This window comes from Caulobacter mirabilis (assembly GCF_002749615.1).
GTDB classification, from domain to species: domain Bacteria; phylum Pseudomonadota; class Alphaproteobacteria; order Caulobacterales; family Caulobacteraceae; genus Caulobacter; species Caulobacter mirabilis.
Genome location: NZ_CP024201.1, coordinates 2,580,509 through 2,603,717, shown reverse-complemented (window position 1 = coordinate 2,603,717; position 23,209 = coordinate 2,580,509). Strand labels below are relative to the sequence as shown.

17 protein-coding genes and 1 pseudogene are annotated in these 23,209 nt (G+C 69.4%); 6 read left to right on the top strand and 12 right to left on the bottom strand.

Annotation, left to right across the window (positions count from 1 at the left end; genetic code table 11):
• Nucleotides 1-5 precede the first annotated feature (5 nt).
• Nucleotides 6-1,172 (top strand): dipeptidase, encoded by a 1,167-nt coding sequence (locus CSW64_RS12630; RefSeq protein ID WP_099622450.1) that lies wholly within the window; start codon nt 6-8, stop codon nt 1,170-1,172.
• Here the strand turns inward: CSW64_RS12630 and CSW64_RS12625 are convergent.
• Both CSW64_RS12625 and CSW64_RS12620 read right to left on the bottom strand, forming a co-directional pair.
• Complete coding sequence (locus CSW64_RS12625; RefSeq protein ID WP_099622449.1) at nt 1,169-2,755, bottom strand: sensor histidine kinase; 1,587 nt, start codon at nt 2,753-2,755, stop codon at nt 1,169-1,171. The genes CSW64_RS12630 and CSW64_RS12625 overlap by 4 nt on opposite strands.
• Entirely contained in the window at nt 2,752-3,456 is a 705-nt protein-coding gene (locus CSW64_RS12620; protein WP_099622448.1) for a response regulator transcription factor, read from the bottom strand. Before CSW64_RS12620 ends, CSW64_RS12625 begins: the two co-directional genes overlap by 4 nt.
• Nucleotides 3,457-3,589: 133 nt before the next feature.
• Between CSW64_RS12620 and CSW64_RS12615 the strand changes: the two genes are divergently transcribed.
• Nucleotides 3,590-4,393, top strand: coding sequence for a thiazole synthase (locus CSW64_RS12615; protein WP_099622447.1), 804 nt, complete (start codon nt 3,590-3,592; stop codon nt 4,391-4,393).
• A 59-nt stretch (nt 4,394-4,452) separates the two neighbouring features.
• Here the strand turns inward: CSW64_RS12615 and CSW64_RS12610 are convergent, their stop codons facing one another.
• From CSW64_RS12610 to CSW64_RS12600, 3 genes are all read right to left on the bottom strand, one after another.
• On the bottom strand, nt 4,453-5,166 hold the full coding sequence (locus CSW64_RS12610; RefSeq protein ID WP_099622446.1) for a DsbA family protein: 714 nt from the start codon (nt 5,164-5,166) through the stop codon (nt 4,453-4,455).
• 32 nt (nt 5,167-5,198) lie between these two features.
• A complete protein-coding gene (locus CSW64_RS12605) occupies nt 5,199-6,617 on the bottom strand; it encodes a M48 family metalloprotease (protein WP_099622445.1) in 1,419 nt (472 codons plus the stop codon).
• A 117-nt stretch (nt 6,618-6,734) separates the two neighbouring features.
• The gene (locus CSW64_RS12600) at nt 6,735-9,386 is read right to left on the bottom strand and encodes an Rne/Rng family ribonuclease (RefSeq protein WP_099622444.1); all 2,652 of its coding nucleotides are present in this window, start codon (nt 9,384-9,386) and stop codon (nt 6,735-6,737) included.
• 407 nt (nt 9,387-9,793) lie between these two features.
• Between CSW64_RS12600 and CSW64_RS12590 the strand changes: the two genes are divergently transcribed.
• The 3 genes from CSW64_RS12590 to prfB all read left to right on the top strand — a co-directional run bounded on the left by CSW64_RS12590 (nt 9,794) and on the right by prfB (nt 14,633).
• Nucleotides 9,794-10,987, top strand: coding sequence for an N-acetylmuramoyl-L-alanine amidase family protein (locus CSW64_RS12590; RefSeq protein WP_099622443.1), 1,194 nt, complete (start codon nt 9,794-9,796; stop codon nt 10,985-10,987).
• A gap of 47 nt (nt 10,988-11,034) precedes the next feature.
• Nucleotides 11,035-13,464 (top strand): penicillin-binding protein 1A, encoded by a 2,430-nt coding sequence (locus tag CSW64_RS12585; protein WP_099622442.1) that lies wholly within the window; start codon nt 11,035-11,037, stop codon nt 13,462-13,464.
• A 46-nt stretch (nt 13,465-13,510) separates the two neighbouring features.
• A protein-coding gene (prfB, locus tag CSW64_RS12580; RefSeq protein ID WP_099622441.1) for a peptide chain release factor 2 occupies nt 13,511-14,633 on the top strand; the annotation gives its coding sequence in 2 pieces (ribosomal slippage) (nt 13,511-13,579 and nt 13,581-14,633; 1,122 coding nt in all).
• A gap of 106 nt (nt 14,634-14,739) precedes the next feature.
• Here prfB and CSW64_RS12575 read toward each other — a convergent pair.
• The 6 genes from CSW64_RS12575 to CSW64_RS12550 form a co-directional block, all read right to left on the bottom strand.
• Complete coding sequence (locus CSW64_RS12575; protein WP_099622440.1) at nt 14,740-16,236, bottom strand: PepSY-associated TM helix domain-containing protein; 1,497 nt, start codon at nt 16,234-16,236, stop codon at nt 14,740-14,742.
• A complete protein-coding gene (locus CSW64_RS12570) occupies nt 16,233-16,808 on the bottom strand; it encodes a hypothetical protein (RefSeq protein ID WP_245863685.1) in 576 nt (191 codons plus the stop codon). The genes CSW64_RS12575 and CSW64_RS12570 overlap by 4 nt, the downstream gene beginning before the upstream one ends.
• The gene (locus tag CSW64_RS12565; protein ID WP_099622439.1) at nt 16,805-19,087 is read right to left on the bottom strand and encodes a TonB-dependent receptor; all 2,283 of its coding nucleotides are present in this window, start codon (nt 19,085-19,087) and stop codon (nt 16,805-16,807) included. The genes CSW64_RS12570 and CSW64_RS12565 overlap by 4 nt, the downstream gene beginning before the upstream one ends.
• Before the next feature lie 137 nt (nt 19,088-19,224).
• On the bottom strand, nt 19,225-19,731 hold the full coding sequence (locus tag CSW64_RS12560) for a bactofilin family protein (RefSeq protein WP_099622438.1): 507 nt from the start codon (nt 19,729-19,731) through the stop codon (nt 19,225-19,227).
• Nucleotides 19,712-20,863: a M23 family metallopeptidase gene (locus CSW64_RS12555; protein ID WP_099622437.1), complete on the bottom strand. Its 1,152-nt coding sequence runs from the start codon at nt 20,861-20,863 to the stop codon at nt 19,712-19,714. Before CSW64_RS12555 ends, CSW64_RS12560 begins: the two co-directional genes overlap by 20 nt.
• A 226-nt stretch (nt 20,864-21,089) precedes the next feature.
• Nucleotides 21,090-21,557 (bottom strand): peroxiredoxin, encoded by a 468-nt coding sequence (locus tag CSW64_RS12550; RefSeq protein ID WP_245863684.1) that lies wholly within the window; start codon nt 21,555-21,557, stop codon nt 21,090-21,092.
• 24 nt (nt 21,558-21,581) lie between these two features.
• On the opposite strand from CSW64_RS12550, the pseudogene CSW64_RS22490 reads away from it, so the two are divergent.
• Nucleotides 21,582-21,679: pseudogene (locus CSW64_RS22490) on the top strand (hypothetical protein); the annotation flags it as partial.
• A gap of 7 nt (nt 21,680-21,686) precedes the next feature.
• Here CSW64_RS22490 and tyrS read toward each other — a convergent pair.
• Nucleotides 21,687-23,003: a tyrosine--tRNA ligase gene (gene tyrS / locus CSW64_RS12545; protein WP_172448664.1), complete on the bottom strand. Its 1,317-nt coding sequence runs from the start codon at nt 23,001-23,003 to the stop codon at nt 21,687-21,689.
• Nucleotides 23,004-23,209 lie beyond the last annotated feature (206 nt).

Below are 23,209 nucleotides of genomic sequence, written 5' to 3'. Positions count from 1 at the left end.
CGGAAATGACCGAAGCGAAACACGGAATCGCCCGACGCGGCGTGCTGGCCGCAGGCTTGGCGGCGCCGGCCATGGCCGCGGCGGCCCGGGCGGCGGAACCGGATCCGATCAAGGGCATGACCGTGGTCAACGCCTTGGGCGGGCTCAACAGCGACAGCTACGTTCCGCCGGCCGGCGATCCGCCGATGAGCACCATCGTCGACACCCGGCCCGGCATGGTCGACGACCGGTCGATCGGGGACCATCGCAAGGCCGGTCTGTCCGCCGTGGTGGTGACCGTCGGCCACGTGTCGGGGCCGGCCGATCCGTTCGAGCACACCGTGCGCGAGGTCGGCCGCTGGCAGGAGATCCTGCGGGCGAACTCGGCGACGACGCTGCCGATCCGGACGGCGGCCGACATCCTGCGCGCTCGCGACGAGCGCAGGCTGGGCGTGATCCTGTGTTTCCAGAACAGCCTGATGCTCGGCGACCGGGCCGACCGGGTCGATATCTTCCACGACCTTGGCGTGCGGCAGTTCCAGCTGACCTACAACCTGGCCACGCCCCTGGGCGACGGCTCGATGGCGCCGCAGAACCGCGGCCTGACGCGGTTCGGGCGCGAGGTGGTGGCGCGGCTGAACGCCAAGCGGGGCATGATCGACCTGTCGCATAGCGGCGAACGCATCTGTCTGGACGCCATCGCCGCCTCCAAGGCCCCGATCGTGATCAGCCATACCGGCTGTCGGGCGCTCGCCGAGAGTCCGCGCAACAAGACCGACGCCGAGCTGCGCGGCGTGGCCGAGAAGGGCGGCTTCGTCGGCATCTATTTCATGCCCTTCCTGACGCCCGGACGGCAGCCGACCGGCGAGGACGTGGTCGCCCACATCGAGCATGCGCTCAAGGTCTGCGGCGAGGATCATGTCGGGATCGGCACGGACGGCGGGGCCTCGGAGGTCGACTTCGAGGCGACGCGCAAGGAGCAGGCGGCCTACGTCGAGCTTCGCCGCAGCCAGGGCATCGCCGCCACCGGCGAGTCGGCCGACATCCTGTTCCTGGTGCCCGACCTGTCCGGTCCGAACCAGTACCGCCGCTTGGCGCGCCTGCTGGCCAAGCGAGGCCATCCGTCCCGGCGGATCGAGAAGATCCTGGGCGGCAACTATGTCCGCGCCGCGCGCGAGATCTGGGGCGGCTAGGCGACGTCGGCGCGGGGCAGGACGACCTCGAAGCGAGCGCCGCCCGTCGATGGAGCCAAGGTGATGGCGCCGTCGCTGGCGGCCAGGAGGGAGCGGGCGATGGCCAGGCCCAGGCCGGTGCCGCCCTGGGCCCGGCGACTGGTGAAGAAGGGTTCGAAGAGCCGCTCGCGGTCGGCCTCGGCGACGCCGGGCCCGTTGTCCGTCACCGCCAGGACGAGCTGGTCCGAGGTGTCGCGCGCCTCGATCCGCACCGAGGTCGCGCCGGCCTGGCGGGCGTTCTCGACCAGGATGGTCAGCACGGTTTCGACGGTCGCCTCCGGCGCCGCCACGCGAGGCAGGTCCGACGGCAGATGTAGGTCGATGGTCAGGCCGCGCCCGCCGAGGGCGTCGGCGACGCGTCGCGCCGGCCGCACAACGTCCTCCGCCACGCCGGCCTCGGGACGGGCCATGTCGGCCCGGGCCAGCTCCAGCAGGCGGGTGACCAGCTGATTGAGGCGATCCTTGTCGGCGGCGATGTTGGCCAGGAATCGCTCGCGCTCGGCCGGGCTCATGGTCTCGCCGTGGTCCTGCAGCAGTTCGACGGCGCCGCCGATGCCGGCCAGCGGCGTCTTGAACTCGTGGCTGACGGCGGCCGCGAAGTCGCGCAGGTACTGCGAGCGCCGGTCGATGGCCTGGGCCATATGCCGGAAGTCCTCGTAGAGCTGGCGGATCTCGATGGCCGCCGTCTGGGGCGTTTCCGGCACCGTCCCCCGGCCGGCGGCGACCTCGCGCGAGGCGGCGCTGAGGCCCTCGATCGGACGGGTGACCCCGCGCGAGACGAGGCCCGCCAACACCACCAGCAGACCGAAGATGCCGGCCACGCCGAGCGCGATCTTGCCCTTGTCCTCGTAGATGCCGCGGAACAGCGCCCGCGGCGACCGCGACACCAGCAGGGCGCCGACGACCCGGTCGCCGACTCGGATCGGCCGGGCGTGATGCAGGCGAATGGCCGAGGCGCGGCTGAGCCATTCGAAGGCGTAGCGCTGCTGATAGGCGCCGTTGCGGCGCAGCACGGTGCTCGGATCGTCGGCCAGGGCCGACTTCACCTCTGGCAGGTGGGCCAGGCTGCGGCCGACGTCGGGGCCGAACACCTCGCGGCCGTTGCGGTCGAGCAGGATGATGGAGGCCAGCGTGGTCTGGCTGGTGCGGTCGAACACCGGCGTCAGCAAGGTCGCGGTCGCCGCGGCGGCGGGATCGGCGGGCTGGGTCGCGACGCGCGCGGGCTCACGCTCGGGCAGGACCGGCGACGAACTCAGGTCGATCGTGGTCAACTCCGGGCGGTAGTAGCCCGGCTCGCGCTTGAGCGCGGGCGTGTCCGTCTCGGGCGCGCCGGGCCAGAAGACCCGCGCCGAGGCCGCCAGCGCCGCGCTCTGGGCGACCAGCTCGGCCTCGGTCTGACGCACCAGGGTGTTTTCGTAGACCCGCAGGAAGATGGCGGTCAGGCCGGGCATGGCCGCGGCGAAGAACAGCATCGCTAGCAGGATGGTGCGCAGGTGCAGCGCCGGCCAATGGCGCTTGAGGAGGGTCTTGAGCGCCTCGATCACGCCGGCGCGCCGGCGCAGGCTCCCAGCCGATAGCCGACGCCGGGTTTGGTCTCGACCACGTCGCTGCCGCCGACGGCCGCGAACTTGCCGCGCAGGTTGCGGACATGGCTGTCGATGGTGCGGTCGGTGATCGCGAAGCCGGGACCGTGCAGGCGGTCGATGATGGCGTCGCGGGTGAAGACCCGCGTCGGGGCTCCGGCCAGGGCGCGAAGGATGCCGAACTCGGTGACGGTCAGCGCGACATCGGCGCCGGCCCACTGGGCGCTCCAGCCTTCCAGGTCGACGGCCAGGCGGCCGTGGGTGATGACGCCGCCCGGCTCGACTGTCGCCGCGGGGACCCGGGCGCGCCGCAGGATGGCCTGGACGCGGGCGGTCACCTCGCGGGGGCTGAACGGTTTCACGACGTAGTCGTCGCCGCCCAGCTCGATGCCGAGCACCCGGTCGATCTCGTCGTCGCGGGAGCTGAGAAACAGGATCGGCAGGTCGCCCTGGGCCCGGATGCGGCGGCAGACGTCCAGGCCGTTCATCCGTGGCATGTTGATGTCGAGGACGACCAGGTCCGGCGCCTGGGCGGCGATCGAGGCCAAGGCGGCCTCGCCGTCCTCGGCCTCCCGCGTGGCCAGCCCGGCCTTGGAGAGGGCGAAGGCGAGCAGCTGCCGAATATGCGGGTCGTCGTCGGCGATCAGGATGGTGTGCGACATGGCTGCATCATCGGCGAGCCGCGCGCAGGGTCAACGGGGCAGGGATGCAGGGCGCGAACCGCTCCTGTGCAGGATCGATGCAGGGGACGGGGCTGGACTTCCAGCGGCGGCCGATGCGGCGTACACCGCTCCCATGAACGCCCCCGTGACCGATATCGCCGCCGCATCCGCCGACACCTGGACCGTCGCCGGACGCACCTTCTCCTCGCGCCTGATCGTCGGCACGGGAAAGTACAAGGATTACGCGACCAACGCCGCCGCGGCCGAGGCCGCCGGAGCCGAGATCGTCACCGTGGCCGTGCGCCGGGTGAACATCTCCGACCCCAGCCAGCCGCTGCTGATGGACTTCATCAAGCCGGACCGGTTCACCTATCTGCCCAACACGGCGGGTTGCTTCACGGGCGAGGACGCGGTGCGGACCCTGCGCCTGGCGCGCGAGGCCGGCGGCTGGACGCTGGTCAAGCTGGAGGTGCTGAGCGATCCCAAGACCCTCTATCCGGACATGGAGGAGACCTTGCGGGCGCTGAAGCTGCTGGTCGCCGAGGGCTTCGACGTGATGGTCTACTGCACCGACGACATCGTCTACGCCCGCAAGCTGGAAGAGGCCGGCGCCGCCGCCATCATGCCGCTGGGCGCGCCGATCGGCTCGGGTCTGGGCATCCAGAACAAGGTCAACCTGCGGCTCATCGTCGAACAGGCCAAGGTGCCGGTGCTGGTCGACGCCGGCGTGGGCACGGCCTCGGACGCCACGGTCGGCATGGAGCTGGGCTGTGACGGCATCCTGATGAACACCGCGATCGCCGAGGCGCGCGACCCGATCCGCATGGCGGTGGCGATGAAGCACGCCGTCATCGCCGGCCGGGAAGCGTATCTGGCGGGGCGGATGCCCAGGCGGATGTACGCCGATCCGTCGTCGCCGCTGGCAGGGCTGATCTAGGCGCGGCGATCTTCGTCCGCTCATCCCCGCCTTCGCGAGGATGAGCGGGCAGGCGCGGCTCAGCTCGCCTTCTTCTTGGCGTTGGCGACAGCGGCCTTGAGCGCGGCGCCGTCGGCGCCGGGGATCAGCACGTCGCCGATGATGAACGCCGGCGTGCCCTGGATGCCGAGCGTCTCGGCCAGGGTATGGACGTCCTTGATGTAGGCCTTGCGCTTGGCGTCCGACTGGGCCTTGCGGGCTTCGGCCGGGTCGACGCCGTTGGCCTTCAGGATCCGGTCGACCGCCTCGTCGTTCAGCGGCTTGGTGGACATGAAGGCGTTGTGGATCGCCTTGTACTGCTCGGACGTCTTGGCCAGCGAGGCGCCGGCGGCCGAGTACTCGCTGGCCTCGCCGAAGATGACCAGGTCCTTGAACACGAACCGGACGTCCGGGTTCTCCTTGGCCATGGTCAGGACCTGCGGGGCGATCAGTTTGCAGTAGCCGCAGTTGTAGTCGAAGAACTGCACCACCGTGATCTTGCCGTCCGGATTCAGGACGTGGTCGCGGGGGTCGCGCTCAAGCTTGTCGCGATTGGCGCCGATGCCGGCCAAGGCCTTCTGACGCGAAGCCTCGGCCTGTTTGACCTCCAGCTTCTCGCTCATTTCGACCAGGAGCTCGGGATGCTCGAGCAGATAGGCGCGCACCTTGGCCCCGAACTCGGGATCCGCCTTGGGCTGCGAGGGGCTGCAGGCGGTGAGCAGGGCGACGGCGGCGACGGTCAGCATAAGGCGCATTCTTTGATCCTGGAGGAATGGGGCGCGGCGCGTCAGCGGCCGCGAGGCGAGTCGTCGCGGGCCAGTTCTCGAAGGTCCTGGTCGGACGGATTTGAGGCCATGACGATGTCGGTGGCGCGCACCCAGTCGGTGCCCGAGCGCGGCAGCAACTCGCGCGCGCGGATGGCGAACGCGCGGGATTCGTTGAGGGCGCCGTAGGAGAAGTAGCGTTCCGCCGTGGCCAGGCGGGCGAGGCCCTCATCGCCGCGGCGGTCGTAGGCCATGGCCAGCAGGCGCCAGGCCTCGGCGTTGTCGTCCTCCTGGAGCACGACCTTCTTCAGCTCGGCGATGCCTTCGTCGCGCTTCTTCGGGTCCTCGTGGTTGATCAGCGTCTGGCCCAGGTTGGTGCGCAGCAGCGGCGCGTCGGGCTTCAGCTCGACCGACTTGCGCTGCGGCGCCTCGGCCTCGGGGATGCGGTTGAATTCGAACAGGATCTGGCCCTTCAGCTCCCAGAGGTAGGGGTTGTTCGGCTGTTCGGACAGCAGGGCCTCGAGCAGCTTCAGCGCCTTGTCCGGCTCCTTGGTCTGGTAGTAGGCGATCACCCGGGCGTACCGCGACGGATAGTCGGTCGCGGTTTCCTTGTACTTGGTCAGCGCGATCTGCGGGTTCAGGAAGGCGTCGATCTTGGCCTTCATGATCTGGAACTCGGCGATCTCCTCCGGCGTGTCCTTGACCTTGAAGTGGGGCTGCGAGGCGACGCGGTTGCGCAGCATCTCGATCCGCTCGGACGACAGCGGGTGGCTGCGGAAATAGGGGAAGCGGCGGGCCTCGGTGAAGACTTCCTGGTAGCGGAACTTGTCGAAGAACTCGACCAGGCCCTCGGCCGACTGGCCGGTCTTCTCGAGATAGCCGACGGCGGCCTGGTCAGCTCGGCCTTCCTGGGTGCGGCTGTAGCCCAGCGCGCCGAGGGTGCCGAACTGTGGGGAGCTGCCGATCAGCACGGCGCCGGCGTCGGGCGCGCCGGCCAGCAGCGCCAGCACGCCCAGGCCCATGGTCAGCAGCATCGGCCGCAGCCCGGCGCGCATCAACTCGCCCGACCGCAGCGGGTGGGCGCCGGCGATGTGGCCGGTTTCGTGGGCGATGACGCCCTTGAGCTGGTTGGGGGTCTCGGTCTCCAGGATCAGGCCGGTGTTCAGGCCCATCTGCTGGCCCTGGGTGGCGAAGGCGTTCAGTTCGTTGTCGCCGATGAGCAGGATGCGGACATCCTTGGGGTTCAGCCCGGCGGCCGCGAAGATAGGGTCGGCCTGCCTGTGCAGGGTTTCCTCGATCTCGGTGTCGCGAAGCAGGGTCGGGGCGCGGCCCGGCGCGCCGGAGGACTGCGCCCAGGCCGTCCCCAGCGGGCCGATGATCGCTGCGGCGAGGGCCGCGGCGGCGCCGATGGTCCGGAAGGGTCGGAACGTCTTTCGGATCATGCCCTGGCTCGTCTCCGGTTCGCGCCCCCGCGCCACATCGGATCCCGCGGTGCGAGACCCAGGTCCCCGGCCGGTCGTGACGATCGGCCGGGGGAGTGGTGTTAGTTTAGGCGCCCGTCAGCCGCGGCGCCACCAGCCGCGGCGCGGCTTTTCCGGCGGCGCCGAGATTTCCGCCGGATCCGGTTCGGCCGGAGCGGCGGCGACAGGCTCGGGTTGAGGTTCCGGCTCGGGCGCCGGCTCGGGCTCGGCGATGGGTTCCGGCGCAGCTTCCACCACCACGGCCGGCGTCTCGACCGGCGCAGCCTCCACGGCTTCAGCGACGGGCTCGGCGGCCTTGCGGCGGCTGCGGCGCGGCTTCTTCACGGGTTCAGGATCGGCCGGCAGCTCGACCCAGATTTCGTCGGCCGGCAGATCCTCGGTGAAGACCTCGACCATGGCGAACTCCGGCGCGGGCTCGGCTTCCGCTTCCGCCTCGACCTCGCCGGCGGCTTCGATCACCGCGGGCGTTTCGGCGACGACGGCTTCGGTCGTCTCGGCGCGGCCACGGCCGCGACCGCGGCCGCGACGACGGCGGCCTTCGCGGTCGCCGGCGGCCGGGCGGGCCTCCTCGGCCTCGACAGGTTCGGACGCCGGCGCATCGACCGGGGCCGGCGCAGCGCCGCCTTCGACCAGAGCGGCCGGATCGTGCCAGATGTAGGCATCGTCGCCGAAGGGCACCCGCGGACGGGTCCAGCTGAAGCCGTCCTGCGGCCGGGCGTCGTCGCGCATCCGGCGACCGCCGCGACGGCCGCGACGGCGGCGGCGCTGGCCGCTGTCATCGCCGTCCTCGGCGTCGTCCTCACGCGCGGCGCGCGGCGTCTCGTCGTCCTCGGCCTCGTCGCGGCGACCGCCGCGGCGGCGGCGGCGGCGGCCACGACCGCCGCGGCGGTCGTCATCGCCGTCACGGGCGTAGACCGGCCCGCCTTCTTCTTCTTCGTCGCTGATCGCGGCGTCGACGTCCTCGTCTTCCTCGTCCTCTTCCTCTTCTTCCTCCTCGACCTCGTCGACGAGGTCGTCCTCCGGCTCATAGACCGGCTGGGCGAGGGGGGCGTAGGGCTCGGGGGCATGCAGCGAATGCTCGCCGCTGGCGGTGCGTTCGATCTCGTGGTCGGCCTGGCCCAGCTGCTCGTCGATCAGGACGGTGACGAACAGGTGGTGCGTCTGGTGCACCCGGGTCAGGTAGCCGCGCTTCTCATTGAGAATGTACAGGCCCACGGCCGGCGACACCTTCAGCGTCACTTCGCCGCCGCCTTGCAGGGCCTCCATCTCCACCGCGCGCAGGGCGGCGAGGGCGGCCGATTCGGTGGAGCGCACGCGGCCGGTGCCGGCGCAGTGCTCACAGACATGGGTGGTGCCTTCCAGGACGCCCGAGCGGCGACGCTGGCGGCTGATCTCCATCAGGCCGAAGGCGCTGATCTTGCCCATCTGGATGCGGGCGCGGTCGTCCTTCAGGGCGTCCTTCAGCTTCTTCTCGACCGCCCGGTTGTTCTTCGACTCCTCCATGTCGATGAAGTCGATGACGATCAGGCCGGCCAGGTCGCGCAGGCGCAGCTGGCGGGCGGCTTCCTCGGCCGCCTCGAGGTTGGTCTTGAGGGCGGTGGCCTCGATGTTCCGCTCGCGGGTGGCGCGGCCGGAGTTGACGTCGATGGCGACCAGGGCCTCGGTCTGGTTGATCACGAGATAGCCGCCGGACTTCAGCGGCACGACCGGGCTGTAGATCTGCGACAGATGGCCTTCGACCTTGTGGGCCACGAACAGCGGCGTCGGCTCGCGGTAGGGCTGAACCTTCTTGGCCTGGGCCGGCATCAGCATGCGCATGAACTCGCGCGCTTCCTTGTAGCCGGCTTCGCCCTCGACCCAGACGCCGTCGATGTCCTTGTCGTACATGTCGCGGATGGCGCGCTTCACGAGGTCTTCTTCCTCGTAGATCAACGCCGGCGCGATCGAATGCAGGGTGGTCTCGCGGATGTTCTCCCAGAGGCGCAGCAGGTAGTCGTAGTCGCGCTTGATCTCGGTCTTGGTCCGCTTGGCGCCTGCGGTGCGGACGATCAGGCCCATGCCCTGCGGCACGTCCAGGCTCTGGACGATGCTCTTCAGCTTCTTGCGATCGGTGGCGGTGGTGATCTTGCGGCTGATGCCGCCGCCCCGGGCGGTGTTGGGCATCAGGACGCCGTACCGGCCGGCCAGCGACAGGTAGGTGGTCAGGGCCGCGCCCTTGTTGCCGCGCTCTTCCTTGACGACCTGGACCAGCATGATCTGGCGGCGACGGATCACCTCCTGGATCTTGTAGGTCTTCATCAGGCGGCGGCGACGGCGCGCCAGCTCTTCCTCGACGACGTCGTCCTCGTCGTCCGAACCGTGGGCGTGATCCTCGTCCTCGTCCTCGCCGTCGCTCTCGGCGGCGGCGGGCTTGCCGCGCCGGCCGTTGGTCGGTTCGTCGTCGTCCTCGGCCTGGGCGCGCAGCAGGGCTTCGCGGTCGGCGAGGGGGATCTGGTAGTAGTCAGGATGGATTTCGTTGAAGGCCAGGAAGCCGTGGCGGTTGCCGCCATACTCGATGAAGGCGGCCTGGAGGCTGGGCTCCACCCGCGTCACCTTGGCGAGATAGATGTTTCCGCGAAGCTGTTTCTTGGACTGGCTTTCGAAGTCGAATTCTTCAACCCGGGTTCCATCGACGACCACGACCCGGGTTTCTTCCGGGTGGGCCGCGTCGATAAGCATCTTCTTGGTCATTAAACGTGTCTCCACGGCGCGCTGCGAGGCCGTAGCCCGGTCGCCGGCTTGTGATGGAGGCGCGCTGCGCGTGGCCGACCGACGCGTCGCGAACCGCGATGCGTTGGGGCGTATGCCAGGCCGGGGCGTATGCGCTGCCCATAAGGTTCATTCCCTGATGCGCCTTGGATCGGCGCGGGGTCGGATGGTGCGTCTCTCGCTTGGGGGCGATGGGCCGGACGCGCGGCCTGTAACTCTGCTGCGCGGAGGCTCCCCGTCTTCGCGGGGACCGGCGCGCGATCGGACATTACCCTCAGTCGCCGGTAAAAGGAAAGCTTGGCGATCGTTGATGACCCTTAACCATTTCGATACGCCGCCGCCGCCATAGTCCCAGGCTGAATCGTAAAGCGATGTGAGTGGGCTGCAGGATGCGGGCGTTGCGTGCCGGCGGAGTCATGGCGGGCTGGAAGGGCGTTCTCGCGCTCGCCAGCCTGACCGTTGCTGCGCTCGCGGCGGGCGGCGGCGCGCAGGGCTCGGCCGGCTCGTCGGGTCTGTTGAAGGTCCGGCTGGGCGGCGACCAAGCCGAGACCCGAGTGGTTCTGGACCTCGATCGCGCCGTTTCCGGAAAGGTGGCGACCGAGGACGCCGACGGCAAGATCGTGGTCTCGCTGCCGCGCATCGACGCGCCGGGCGGCCTGCGCGGCGCGGGGCAGGGGCTGGTTCGCCGCTGGGACGTCGAGCGTGGTCCCGGCGCGGTGAAGATCAACCTGGAGCTGGCGCGCGACGCCGAAGTCAGCCGGCGCTTCCTGTTGCCGCCGGGCGACGGCGTGGCCAACTACCGCTATGTGATCGACCTGAAGGCCAAGGGCGGCGCGGCCGTCCGTCCGGTCGCGGCCGGACCGGCCAAGCCCTCGGCGCCGGTCGTGGCCCGCGCGGCGGCGCGCAAGGGACCCAAGATCATCGTCATCGACGCCGGCCACGGCGGCAAGGATCCGGGCGCCAGCGGCGTCAACACGCTTGAGAAGGACGTCACCCTGGCGGCCGCCAAGGCCCTGAAGGCGCGCCTGGAAAAGACCGGCCGCTATCGCGTCGTCATGACGCGCGGCTCGGATGTCTATGTGCCGCTGGAGAGCCGGGTGCCGATCGCCCGCGCCGCCGACGCCGACCTGTTCATCTCACTGCACGCTGATTCCGGTCCGACGACCGAAATCCGCGGGGCCAGCGTCTACACCCTGTCGGAAAAGGGAGAACGCCGGGTGGCCTCCGTTCTGCGCAAGGACGACTGGCTGCAGCCCGCCAGCTTCGGCGGCGGGGCCGTGGGCGACATCATCCTGGACCTGACCCAGCGGTCGACGCGCAACCGGTCGGCGGTCTTCGCGGAGATGGTGCTCGAGCATATCGCCGACAAGACGGTGCTGCTCCGGCGCAGCCACCGCGACGCCAATCTGATGGTGCTGCTGGCGCCGGACGTGCCGGCGATCCTTCTGGAGATGGGATTCATCAACAATCCCGACGACGAGAAGGCCCTCACCAACCCGGCCAAGCGCAAGCAGATGATGGACGCCGTCGGCGACGCCGTGGACGCCTGGTTCGCCCGTGAGAACAAGCTGGCGACGCGCTGACGCACGCGGCCGTTGGCGCCCGTCGCCAGTCGGGTTAATCAGCACCCATGCTTGAGAAGGCCCTTCGCCGACTTTGGCCGTTCGAAGAGCCCCCCGAGCGCTGGGTGGTCGTCGTCGGCGTCACGGTTCTGAGCGTCATCGCCGCCGGCGGTTTCGCGCTGGCGATCTATGCCGCGTGGCTGTTTCACGACATGCCCGACGCCGGCGATCTGGCCGACTATCGTCCGCCGACGGCGACTCGCGTCTACGCCTGGGACGGCACCCTGATTGGCGAATTCTCGGACGAGCGCCGAATCTTCGTGCCCTATGACCAGATCCCGCCGCAGCTGGTGCAGGCCTATCTGGCGGCGGAGGACCGCAACTTCTTCGAGCACAGCGGCGTGGACGTCCAGGGCCTGAGCCGGGCGATGGCCAAGAACGTCCTGAACGCCGTGCGCGGTCGTCGCCTCGAAGGCGGTTCGACCATCACCCAGCAGGTGGCCAAGAACGTCCTGCTGACCAGCGACGCCACTGTCGGCCGCAAGCTGAAGGAAGCCATCCTGGCCCGCCGGCTGGAGCAGACGCTAACCAAGGATCGCATCCTCGAGCTGTACCTGAACGAGATCTGGCTGGGCTATCGCAGCTATGGCGTCGGCGCCGCGGCCTACAACTACTTCGGCAAGCCGGTGTCGCAGCTGACCCTGGCCGAGAGCGCCTATCTGGCCGCCCTGCCGAAGGGGCCGGACAACTACCACCCGATCCGCCGCAAGCAGAAGGCCCTGGAGCGCCGCAACTGGGTGCTCAACGAGATGGCCGAGCTGGGCTGGGTCAGCCGGGCGGACGCCGAGGCGGCGATGAAGGAGGACCTGAAGGTTCAGCCCGCGCCGACCCGCGCCAAGTACAAGGACGCCGACTATTTCGTCGAGGAAGTCCGCCGCCGCGGCCTGGCCACGCTGGACGACCGGCTGCTGAAAGGCGGCTACTACATGCGCACCACGCTCGACCCGCGTCTGCAGACGGCGGCCCGGGTGGCGCTGATGGACGGGCTGGAAACCTACGACCGTCGCCATGGCTGGCGCGGCGCCAAGTTCTCCACCGACATGGCCGGGGGCTGGGAAGCGGTCGCAATCAAGCAGATGCCGCACCCGTCAGAGCGTCGCGACTGGCGGGTGGCCGCGGTCACCAGCGTCGAGGGCGGCGTTCGCGTCCAGCCGGCCAAGGACTACGAGCCCGGAAGCCTGGTCGCCGAAGACGTGGCCTGGGCCCGCGCCGGCAAGGGGCTGAAGGCCGGCGACCTGATCTTCGTCGAGCCGGCCAAGAGCGGGTCGGGCTATCGCCTCCGCCAGGTGCCGGCGGTGAACGGCGCGCTGGTGGCGATGGAGCCCTATTCAGGCCGAGTGCTGGCCATGGTCGGCGGCTATTCCTTCTCGCTGTCGAACTTCAACCGCGCCACCCAGGCGATGCGTCAGCCGGGCTCGGCCATCAAGCCGTTCGTCTACGCCGCGGCTCTGGAGAACGGCTACACGCCCGCCAGCTACGTCACCGACGCCCAGATCACCCTGCGCGGCAACAACGGCGAGGACTGGACGCCCGAGAACTACAACCGGCGCTACTACGGCTCGATGCCGCTTCGCCGGGGCCTGGAGCTGTCGCGCAACGCGATGACGGTGCGCCTGGCCCAGGGCGTCGGCATGAAGAAGATCGCCGACCTGGCCGTGAAGCTGGGCATCATGAAGTCGATGTCGCCGGTGCTGGCCATGGCGCTGGGGGCGGGGGAGACCACGCCTTTCCGCCTGACCACCGCCTACACCGCCTTCGTCAACGGCGGCCGGACGGTCGAGCCGCACCTGATCGAGCTGGTCCAGGATCGCGAGGGCCAGGTGATCTACCGCGCCGACAAGCGCGCCTGCCCGCGCTGCACCGCCGGGTTCGACGGCGGCGAGAGCCCGCGCATCGCCCCGGCCGGCGAGCAGGTGATGGACCCGGTCACCGCCTACCAGATTTCCTCGATGCTCGAGGGCGTGGTCCAGCGCGGTACGGCCACCCAGGCCCGGGTGCTGGGGCGCCCCGTGGCCGGCAAGACCGGCACCACCAACGAGTACCGCAGCGCCTGGTTCGTCGGCTTCACGCCGCAGATCGTCACCGGGGTGTTCATCGGCTTCGACGACAACCGGTCGCTGGGCGAGGGCGAGACCGGCGGCGTCTCGGCCCTGCCGGTGTTCATCAACTTCATGCAGGAAGCCATCAAGGGCGTGCCGGCCGAGGAGTTCAAGCCGCCGAAGACGGCCAAGTTCGGCATCGTCAACGGCCAGCGCGAGGCCTTCCGGCCAGGCAGCGAGCCCAAGGCGCCGGTCGGACCGGCCGCCCGTCCGGCCGACGGCCCGATCTCCTACCAGGAGGCCTGGCCCGGCGGACGGCTGAACAGCGACCAGCCCCCGCCGCCGAGCGCGCCGCAACCCAAGCCCAAGGTCCCGGATGACCTGAGCGGATTGTATTGAGGCGCGACGCGGCTTATGTCCGCGCCTCCAAACGGAGAAGAATTTCATGAGACCGGATGTCGAGGCCGCCAAGGCCGACATCGAGCAGTCCGCCGGACTGCTCAGGAGGCGACTTTGACTGGGATGTCGCTCTAAGACGTCTCCACGAGCTGGACGCCCGTTCCGAAGATCCCACGCTGTGGGACAAGCCGGCCGAGGCTCAGGCCCTGATGCGCGAGCGCCAGCAGCTGGCCGATCGCGTGAACGCCGTGAAGTCGATCGAGAAGGATCTCGCCGACGCGGTCGAATACGCCGAGCTCGCCGACATGGAGGGCGACGAGGCCTCCCTGGAGGACGCCCGCGCCCAGCTGAAGGACATCCGCGCCCGCGCCGCCAAGGCCGAGCTGGAAGCCCTGCTGTCCGGTGAAGCCGACAGCAACGACGCCTATGTCGAGATCAATTCCGGCGCCGGGGGCACCGAGTCCAACGACTGGGCCGGCATGCTGCTGCGCATGTACAGCCGTTGGGCCAACGCTCATGGCTACAGCGTCGAACTGGTGGAGGAGACCTCGGGCGAACAGGCCGGGATCAAGTCCGCGACGCTGCAGATCAAGGGGGCCAACGCTTACGGCTGGCTGAAGACCGAGGCGGGGGTGCACCGGCTGGTGCGGATCAGCCCCTATGACGCGGCGGCCAAGCGGCACACCTCGTTCGCCTCGGCCTGGATCTATCCGGTGGTCGACGACACCATCGAGATCGAGATCAACCCGGCCGACGTGCGCACCGACACTTACCGCGCCAGCGGCGCCGGCGGCCAGCACGTCAACAAGACCGACTCGGCCGTGCGTCTGACGCACATCCCGACCGGCATCGTCGTGGCCTGCCAGGCCGGCCGCAGCCAGCACGCCAACCGCGACGAGGCCTGGAAGATGCTGCGCGCGCGGATGTACGAGGCCGAGCTGCAGAAGCGGGAAGCCGCCCAGCAGGCGCTGCAGGACCAGAAGACCGACATCGGCTGGGGGCACCAGATCCGCAGCTACGTCCTGCAGCCGTACCAGATGGTGAAGGACCTGCGCACCGGCGTGGAGACCTCAGACACCCAGGGCGTCCTTGACGGCGACCTGGACGACTTCATGGGCGCCGCCTTGGCCCAGCGCGTTGGCGCGACCCGCGACGCGGTGGAGGGGTAGGGGACCCCGGGGCCTTCGGGACATGTACCGCAGGTACGTGTCCCCTTTCGCCGAGCCGAAGACGGGGACACGCACCGCTGCGCGGAGCATGTCGCCCTTTTCGTGACTACTCCGCCGGAACCGGCTGCGGCTCGGCGACGGTTTCACGCGGCTTGAGGCGCAGGACGGTGGCGGCCAGGACGGCGGCCGAGGCCAGGATGATGGCGTCCATGATCCAGCCCATCGGGTCGGCCATGACGCCGCCCTTCAGGATCATGTGCAGCACGGCCGCGCCGACCATGAAGCCGGCCGTGGCCAGGCGTAGGCGGGCGCTGAGCTGCTGCGGCGTCCAGGCGGCGGCCAGGGCCAGGGCGACGGCCGTGGCCGCGGCCCAGACCGCCAGCATCGGCAGCGGCGCCAGCAGGGAGACCACGGCCGCGACAGCAAAGCTGAACGGCTGGCTCCAGACCGTGGCGATCCAGACCCGTTCCCAGCGCGGCGCCGGGCGGCCCTTGGCGCGGCGGCGGGCCAGCCAGATGGCGACGCCGCTGGAGGTGACCGCCGTGAGCCCAAGGCCGAGCACGACATAGACCGTCTTCATCAGCCCGCCGGCGAACCAGCCGAAGTGGATCGGAGCCAGGACCTGGATGATCTTCTCGCCCAGGTTCATCTCCTCGAACCGCTTCGAGTACATCAGCTTGCCGTGGCGGTCGAAGGTGTAGGTGTCGCCGCGCGACAGCGTGCCGGGCTTGGCCGCGTTGATCAGGATGGCGCCGCCTTCCTCGCCGGGATGCTCCAGGACCACCAGCACGGGCGCGTAGCCGGGGGCCTTGGCCTGGATCACCTTGATGGCGGCGGGGATGTCGGGCAGGGCCGCCGGGCGCGGGTCGTCGACCGGATGAGGCGGGATAAAGAGGGCGTAGGCCTTGTCGGTGTCGCCCTTGAACACGGCCAGGGCCAGGATGCCGACGATGACGATGGTCAGGCCCAGCAGCGCGCCGGTCAGCGAGATGGCGATGTGGAAGGGCAGGGCCCAGACGCCGATGCGGTTGTGCAGGTCGGCCTCCTGCAGGCGCTTCGAGCCGCCCCAGCGCAGGTGGAAGGCGTCCTTGAACACCCGGGGGTGGGCGAGCACGCCGGAGATCAGCGATGACAGCAGCGCCACGCCGGTCAGGCCGACGACGAACATCCCCCAGGTCTGCGGCAGATGCAGATAGATGTGCATCGACGTCATGAACTCGGTCCAGGCGTGCTGCGCATCGGAGACGAGCGTGCCCTGACCGTCGGCAACGTACTCGGGATCGTGCGTGATCTTCGGGACGTCGACGTACAGGGTGAAGCGCGGCAGATCCGGCGTCGGCGGGTAGAGGTAGATGTGCTCTGCGCCCTTGTGACGGGCGACGGCCTGCTCGACGGCCCGCTGGATGGCGGCCGGCTCGACGCGGGTCAGCTGCGGGGCGTCCGGCTGCTCCCAGCGCTTGAACTCGTTGGCCAGCACGGCGATCGAGCCGGAGAAGCAGACCAGGTAGATCAGCGCCGCGAAGGCCAGGCCCAGCGAGGAGTGGCCGGCCAGGACGGCGCGGACGAAGCCGGAGGGGATTTTCGGCCAGATCGACTTGCTCATGCGAACCCCTTGATCGCGGAGGCGGCGAAGGTGACCACCGTGACGCCGACCAGCACGGCGGTGGCGCGCAGGATCTTGTTGTCGGCCAGGGTCCAGGCCATGGCGCCGCCCCACAGAACCGGCACCAGCAGGCCGCCGATGACCATCCGGGTCTGCGGCTCGCCCGGAACCCAGACGGTCCAGGCCAGACCCACGCCCATGGCGGCGATGCCGCCGATCGGGCCGGCCAGGGCCGCGCGCAGCCAGCCGCGCCAGGCCTTGGATGGCCGCTCGGACGGCTCCAGAGCGATCTCACGAGGGGCGCGCTTGTTCGGGTCGCGGACCTGAACCCCGATGGCGATCAGGACCAGGGCGGCGAAGGGGATCAGGGCGAAGGCCGCGAACGGCCCCCGGTCGGCGCCGAGCAGCCAGCCGGAGGCGACGACGCCGGCGGCGATGAGCAGCCAGCCTCCGACGATAAGCCACGGCCGGCGCGGGCCGCGGTCGCGCCAGGCCTGCCTCAGCAGCAGCGCCGCGCCGACGCCGAGCACGAGGAGCAGGCCGCAGCCCGCGACCGTGGCCGCGGGGCTCACCAGCGCGCCTCGACCATGAAGCCGATGACGCGCGGATCGCCGAGCATGGCGCGGTTCAGGGCGGCCTGATTGTACTGGATGTACTGCTCGTCGAGCAGGTTGTTGGCGTAGGCGTAGATCCCGTAGGCTTGGTTCTCCCAGCCGACTTTGGCGTTGACCAGGGTGCGCGCCGGCACCTTGTAGTTCTTCTGGTCGACGCCGACGCTGGAATAGGACTCGGTGCGGTAGTTGGCGTTCAGGTTGCCGATGAAGCCGTTCCCCCAGCGCCAGTTGACGCCGCCGGCCAGGGTCCAGGCCGGGGCGAACGGAAACTCCGAACCGGCCAGGTCGGTCGTCAGGGCGCCGATCGTGACGTTGAACTCGTCGAACTTGGTCTTGGTGTGACCCAGCGAGGCGTACCAGTCGAGGCTGGGGTTCACCTGGTGGGCCGCCTCGATCTCGAAGCCGTACAGGTGCGAGGCGCCGGCGTTCTGGATCTGGGTGTCGTAGGCGTTGAGACCCATGTTCACCGCGACCTGTTGGTCGGTCCAGTCGACGTAGTAGGCGTTGGCGTTGACGGTCAGGGTGCGGTCCAGCCACTGGGTCCGCAGCGCCGCCTCGTAGTTCCAGGTGTACTCCGGATCGTAGGCCACGACCGAGGACCGCGCCTGGTTCACGGACGAGCCGCCGGAGCGGTAGCCGCGCTGGACCACGAAGCTGGCGGAGATGTCGTCGGTGAAGTCGTACTTCACGCCCAGCTTGGGCAGGAAGGCCTCGAAGGTGCGGGTATAGGCCGGGGTGGTGGCGTTGGCCTGGGCGACGAACTGGCTGACCGCGAAGTTCAGGCCGGCGATCACCGGGGCCAGCGGGCCGAAGTTCGTCGGGTTCGGATAGATCCCGGCGAAGGTGGTGACCTGGTCGACGGCCTGTTCGTTCTCCTCGCGATCATACCGGAACCCGCCGAGGATCGAGAGCTTGTCGGTCAGCTGGTAGCGGCCGTCCGCGAACAGGGCGGTCGTGGTGATGTCCTCGTACGACACGCCCTTGAAGTTCACCGGGATCACCGGCAGGGCGGCGACGTACTGGGTCGCGATGGCGTTGGCCTGGGCCGCCGGGAAGCTGCCGAACGCGGGGGTTTGCAGCAGGGCGGCGAGGGTCGGCTGCGGCGTGTCGACGTTGGTCAGGCTCTTCAGGTCGTAGTCACGCTCACGCTTGGAGTACCAGAGGCCGACGACGCCGCTCAGGCGCTCGCCCTGGTAGTTGAGGCGCAGCTCCTGGGACAGGCTCTCTTCGCCTTCCAGCGAGTCTCCGTAGGAGAGGGGGCGGTCGGTGTCGTCGCCGTCGTAGCGGCTGAAGTTGTCGACCTTGCTCCAGGCGGTGACGCTGGACAGCGAGAAGCGGTCGTTCAGCCGGTAGTCCCCCTCCAGCGTCAGCATGTCGGTCTTGCTGTCGCTGCTGTTCGGATAGTCGGAGATCGAGACGCGCTGGTCGTAGAAGTTCGGCCGATCGGTGCGCACGTAGGTGTAGATGTAGGCGCCCTGGCGTTCGTCGTGCGTCCAGATGGCGCGCAGTTTCAGGCCCGGCAGCGCCGTCGGGGTGAACATCAGCTGGGCGCGCACCGTGGAAGCGTCCAGGGCGTCTTCCTGGCCGCCGCGGGTGATGTTGCGGATGAAGCCGTCCTTGTGCCGCTCCTCGGCCGAGACGCGGAAGGCCAGCTGGTCGGCGATGAGCGGGCCGCTGACGGCGACGGCGAACGACCGGTCCTTGGCGTCCGTCATGATCAGGCGGGCCTTGCCGCTGAAGTCGAAGGTCGGCTCGGCCGAGCGGATGATCACCGCGCCGGCCATGGCGTTGCGCCCCTGCAGGGTGGACTGAGGACCGCGCAGGATCTCGACCTGGCTGATGTCCCACATTTCCAGCGGGCCGTTGGCGAGGCCGCGCTCGGGGATGGAGGCGCCGTCGACATAGACCGTCGCCAGGCCGGCGCTGCCGCCGCCAGAGACGCTGGTGTTACTGACGCCGCGGATGGTGAAGCCGGTGGCGCCGTAGGTGTCGGACATGTTGGCCGTGCGCTGCACGATGTCCGCGAAGTTCTGGATGTTCTGCTGCTCGATCTGTTTGGCGCCGACGACGGCGACGCTGGTCACGGTCTCCTGGACCGAGCGGCCGACCTTTTCGCCGGTGATGATGACCGCCTCGACGTCGGTCGCTTCGGCGGGGGCGATTTCGGCGGCCTGCGCCAGACCGGCCGCCAGCAAGGAAAGAACGCCTGCCGACAGGAAGAGCGCGGCCGTACGCATGCAGAAAACCCCCGTTATTGCGAGGCGTTCGCAGTATTGGGGTTGCTGCGGACTGTCAATCGCGTCCGTGCAGATTTGATGCAGGAGGTCGGGGACAGGTCAGCGACCTGTCCCGGAACCGGACGTCAGAGCCCTGCCTAGGCGATCGGCGCGGGCGCCGGCAGAACCTCGCCGCTCAGCGGCGCCGCGGCGGCCTGCGGCGCAGGTTGGCTCGGCGGCGGCGTGGCCGGGCGCTGGAACTTCAGGCTGCGGCCCTGGAAGAAGGCGCCGGTTTCCATCGCCAGCTGTTCATGGGTGATGTCGCCGTCGATGTAGGCTGTGCCATAAAGACGCACCTGCTTGGCGGTCACCGCGCCGATCACGCGACCGCGGACCTCGATCGCCTCGGCGAACACCGAGCCCTCGATATGGCCGGTGTCGCCGACGGTCAGGCGGCCCACGCGGACGTCGCCGCGGACCACGCCGTCGATCTGCAGCTCGCCGTCGCCGGTGACGCCGCCCTCGATGGTGATGCCGTCGCTGATCAGCGACGCCACGCGGGGGCGGGCCTTGGGCTGTTCGGGGATCACCAGGGCGGGGGTGGGCGTCGACGGCGCCGCGGGCGGCAACGTCTTCGCCGGGGTCTTAGTCTGCTTGCTGAACATATTCGCCGGCCTTCAGAAAACGGTTTGGGTTCTGCGCCCGGCCGTTGGCCCACACTTCATAGTGCAAGTGGGGGCCGGTGGAGCGACCGGTCGAGCCCATCGATGCAATACGCTGGCCAACCGCGACTCGCTGACCGACGCTCACGTTGAACCCGGCGAGGTGGGCGTAGCGAGTCTTGAATCCGCCGCCGTGGTCGATTTCCACGGTGTTGCCGTATCCAGAGCGCACCCCGGAATAGGACACCACGCCCGGCGCGGCGGCGTAGATCGGGGTGAAGCTGGCGCCCGGGAAGTCGAGGCCCGAATGGAAGGCCGGACGCCGCGTGAAGGGGTCGAGGCGCACGCCGTAGCTTGACGACTGCTCGCCGGCGCTGGTCGGGCGATAGAAGGGCAGGGCCTTGGCCGCCTGCTGCAGCGAGCGCATGTCGGACATGTTGTTCGCCGCGCGCTGGATGCGCATGGCGAAGCTCTCGTCGACGTCCAGCACGGCGGCGAGCGCGCGCGGGTCCTTCGCCTCGATCAGCGGGCCGCCCAGCGAGCCGCCGCGGCCGCCGTAGCTGGCCGGATCCAGGCCGGCGAGGCGGAAGGCCAGACGCAGGCGCTCGGCGCGGCTGCGGGCGAAGCCCTCGGCGGCGGAGATGATCCGCTCCTGGTCGATCAGGGTGTTCTTGACGCGCTGGACCGGGGTGGTGGCCGCCAACTGCGGCTTGGCCGGCGCCAGGGCCTGCAGCGCGCCCGGGGCGCCCTTGTAGTCCTGCAGCAGCAGCGCCAGGGCCTGGTGGCGGTTCTCGACCACCTTGGCCAGCTCGTCCAGCGAGCCGTCGGTGGTCGACAGCTGGTCGATGGCGGCGTTCAGGCGCGCCTGGCGATCGGCGGTGACCCGCTCGAAATAGCGCTTCTGCTTGATGAGTTCCTGGTCCGCGGCGCTGGCCGACAGCGCGTTGACCATCATGGCGGCGGTGGTCACGCCCATCCACAACGCGGCGGCGGCGACCACGCCGGCGCCCATCACCTGTTTGCCGGTGGAAAGCACGAAGCCGCGCATTTCCCCGCCCGAGCGGATGTAGAGGTGTCGTTCCGGGAACAACTCCTCCATGGCCCGCCGAATTCGACGCAAGCGCGTAGTCGTCATAGCCCCCGAACCCGAATTTTTCGGACTTGGGGATATGCAATTAAGATTATGAAATGCGCAAGAGGCTTCGCGCGTCAGGGGCGGCGCGAAACGTGGAATCCCTCACTGGGCTCAATCGTTAATCAGGTCGCCCCCGGGTCGCCAGCGCCGAAGCGTCGATGACACGTCTCACGCGAATATTCGCTCCGCGGCGCGACCTTTTCGCAACACTTCCTGGTGCGGGCGCTCAGGCGAGTTCGCGCGCGGCCTCAAGCACCGCCTCGACGTGGCCCTTGACCTTCACTTTGCGCCAGATCCGGCGAACGACCCCGTTCCCGTCGATCAGGAAGGTCGAGCGGTCGATGCCCATGTACTGGCGGCCGTAGAGGCTCTTCTCGACCCAGGAGCCGTAGCGTTCGATGACGTCGCTCTCGGCGTCCGAGCCCAGCTCGACGGTCAGGCCGTGCTTCGCGCGGAACTTGCCGTGCTTGGCCGCGGTGTCCTTCGAGACCCCGACCAGGACCGCGCCGACGGCCTCGAAATCCGCCTTGGCCTGAGAGAAGCCGACGGACTCGGTGGTGCAGCCGGGGGTGTCGTCCTTCGGATAGAAGAACAGCACCACCTTGCGGCCCTTCAGGTCGGCGAACCGCACCCGGCCGGTGTCGGTCGGCAGGTCGAAGTCGGGGGCCTTGTCGCCTTCGTTGGGTCCGTTCACTCGGGCCTCCACATGGTCAAGGGTCATCCCGGCCGAAGCGAAGCAGAGAGCCGGGACCCAGGGCGGCGAACGCCGGCGACTGGGTCCCGGATCGGCCTGCGGCCGTCCGGGATGACACAGTTGGGGTCGCTAGACCGGCTTCACCAGCACGATCTTCTTCTTGCCCTGGCTCAGCTTGACCACGCCGTCGACCAAGTCGGCCGGCGTGATGACGCGGTCACCGTCCTTCTCCTGGGCGTCATTGAGACGCAGGCCGCCGCCCTGGGCCAGACGGCGGGCCTCGCCGCGCGAGGCGGTCAGGCCGATGTCGGTCGCCAGCACGGCCAGGGCCACGCCCTCGGCCAGGACCGAGGCGGCGATCTCCACCGTCGGCAGGTCGGCCGACAGCGCGCCCTGCTCGAACGCCTTCTCGGCGGCTTCCCGCGCGGCCTTCGCCGCCTCGGCGCCGTGGAGCATGGTGGTGGTCTCGTCGGCCAGCACCTTCTTGGCGTCGTTGATCTGGGCGCCCCGGAGAGCCTCCAGTTCGGCGATCCTGTCCAGCGGCAGGTCGGTGAACAGGCGCAGGAACCGGCCGACGTCGGCGTCCTCGGCGTTGCGCCAGAACTGCCAGTAGTCGTACGGCGACCGCATGTCGGCGTTCAGCCAGACCGCGCCCTGGGCCGTCTTGCCCATCTTGGCGCCCGAAGCGGTCGACAGCAGCGGGGTGGTCAGGCCGAAGGCCGGCTTCTGGTCGACGCGCCGGATCAGCTCGACCCCGTTGAGGATGTTGCCCCACTGGTCGCTGCCGCCCATCTGCAGCACCGCGGCGCGCGACCGGCTGAGCTCCAGGAAGTCCACCGACTGCATCAGCATGTAGTTGAACTCGAGGAAGGTCATCGGCTGCTCGCGCTCGAGCCGCAGCTTCACCGAGTCGAACGACAGCATGCGGTTGATCGTGAAGTGCACGCCGTAGTCGCGCAGGAACTGGACGTAGCCGAACTGGCTCAGCCACTCGTCGTTGTCGACCATCACCGCGTCGGTTGGGCCGTCGCCGAAGGTCAGGAACTTGGCGAACACGGTCCGGATCGAGGCGATGTTGGCCTGGATGTCGGCCTCGCTCAGCAGCTTGCGCGCCTCGTCCTTGCCGGTCGGGTCGCCGACCTTGGTCGTGCCGCCGCCCATCAGGACGATCGGCTTGTGGCCGGCCTGCTGCAGGCGGCGCAGCATCATGATCTGGATCAGGCTGCCGACATGCAGGCTGGGCGCGGTGGCGTCGAAACCGATGTAGGCCGCGATCGGTCCCTTGGACGCCGCCTGGTCCAGCTCCTCCGGATGGGTGATCTGGTGGATGAAGCCCCGCTCCTGCAGCGTGTGCAGGAAATCGGACTTGAAGGCGGCGTCGGCGGTCATCGGCGGGGAGTCTCCTTGCGCCGAGGGCTCTAGCACGTCAGGCGGGGAGGGGTTCAAGGTCATGAGCATACGGAGGTCTCCTTCGAAGGGGACCGGCGACCGTGTGCTGGATCAGATCAGGACATGCCGCCGGAGGTTGGGCGGCATGCGATCGCAGCGCCGCTCGTCAGAACGAGCGGGCGTAATAGAGGGCGGCGAGGGCGGCCTTGGCGATCATGCGGGCTTCGTACCGCCGCCCATTGACCCGCGTCAACCGCGGGGTA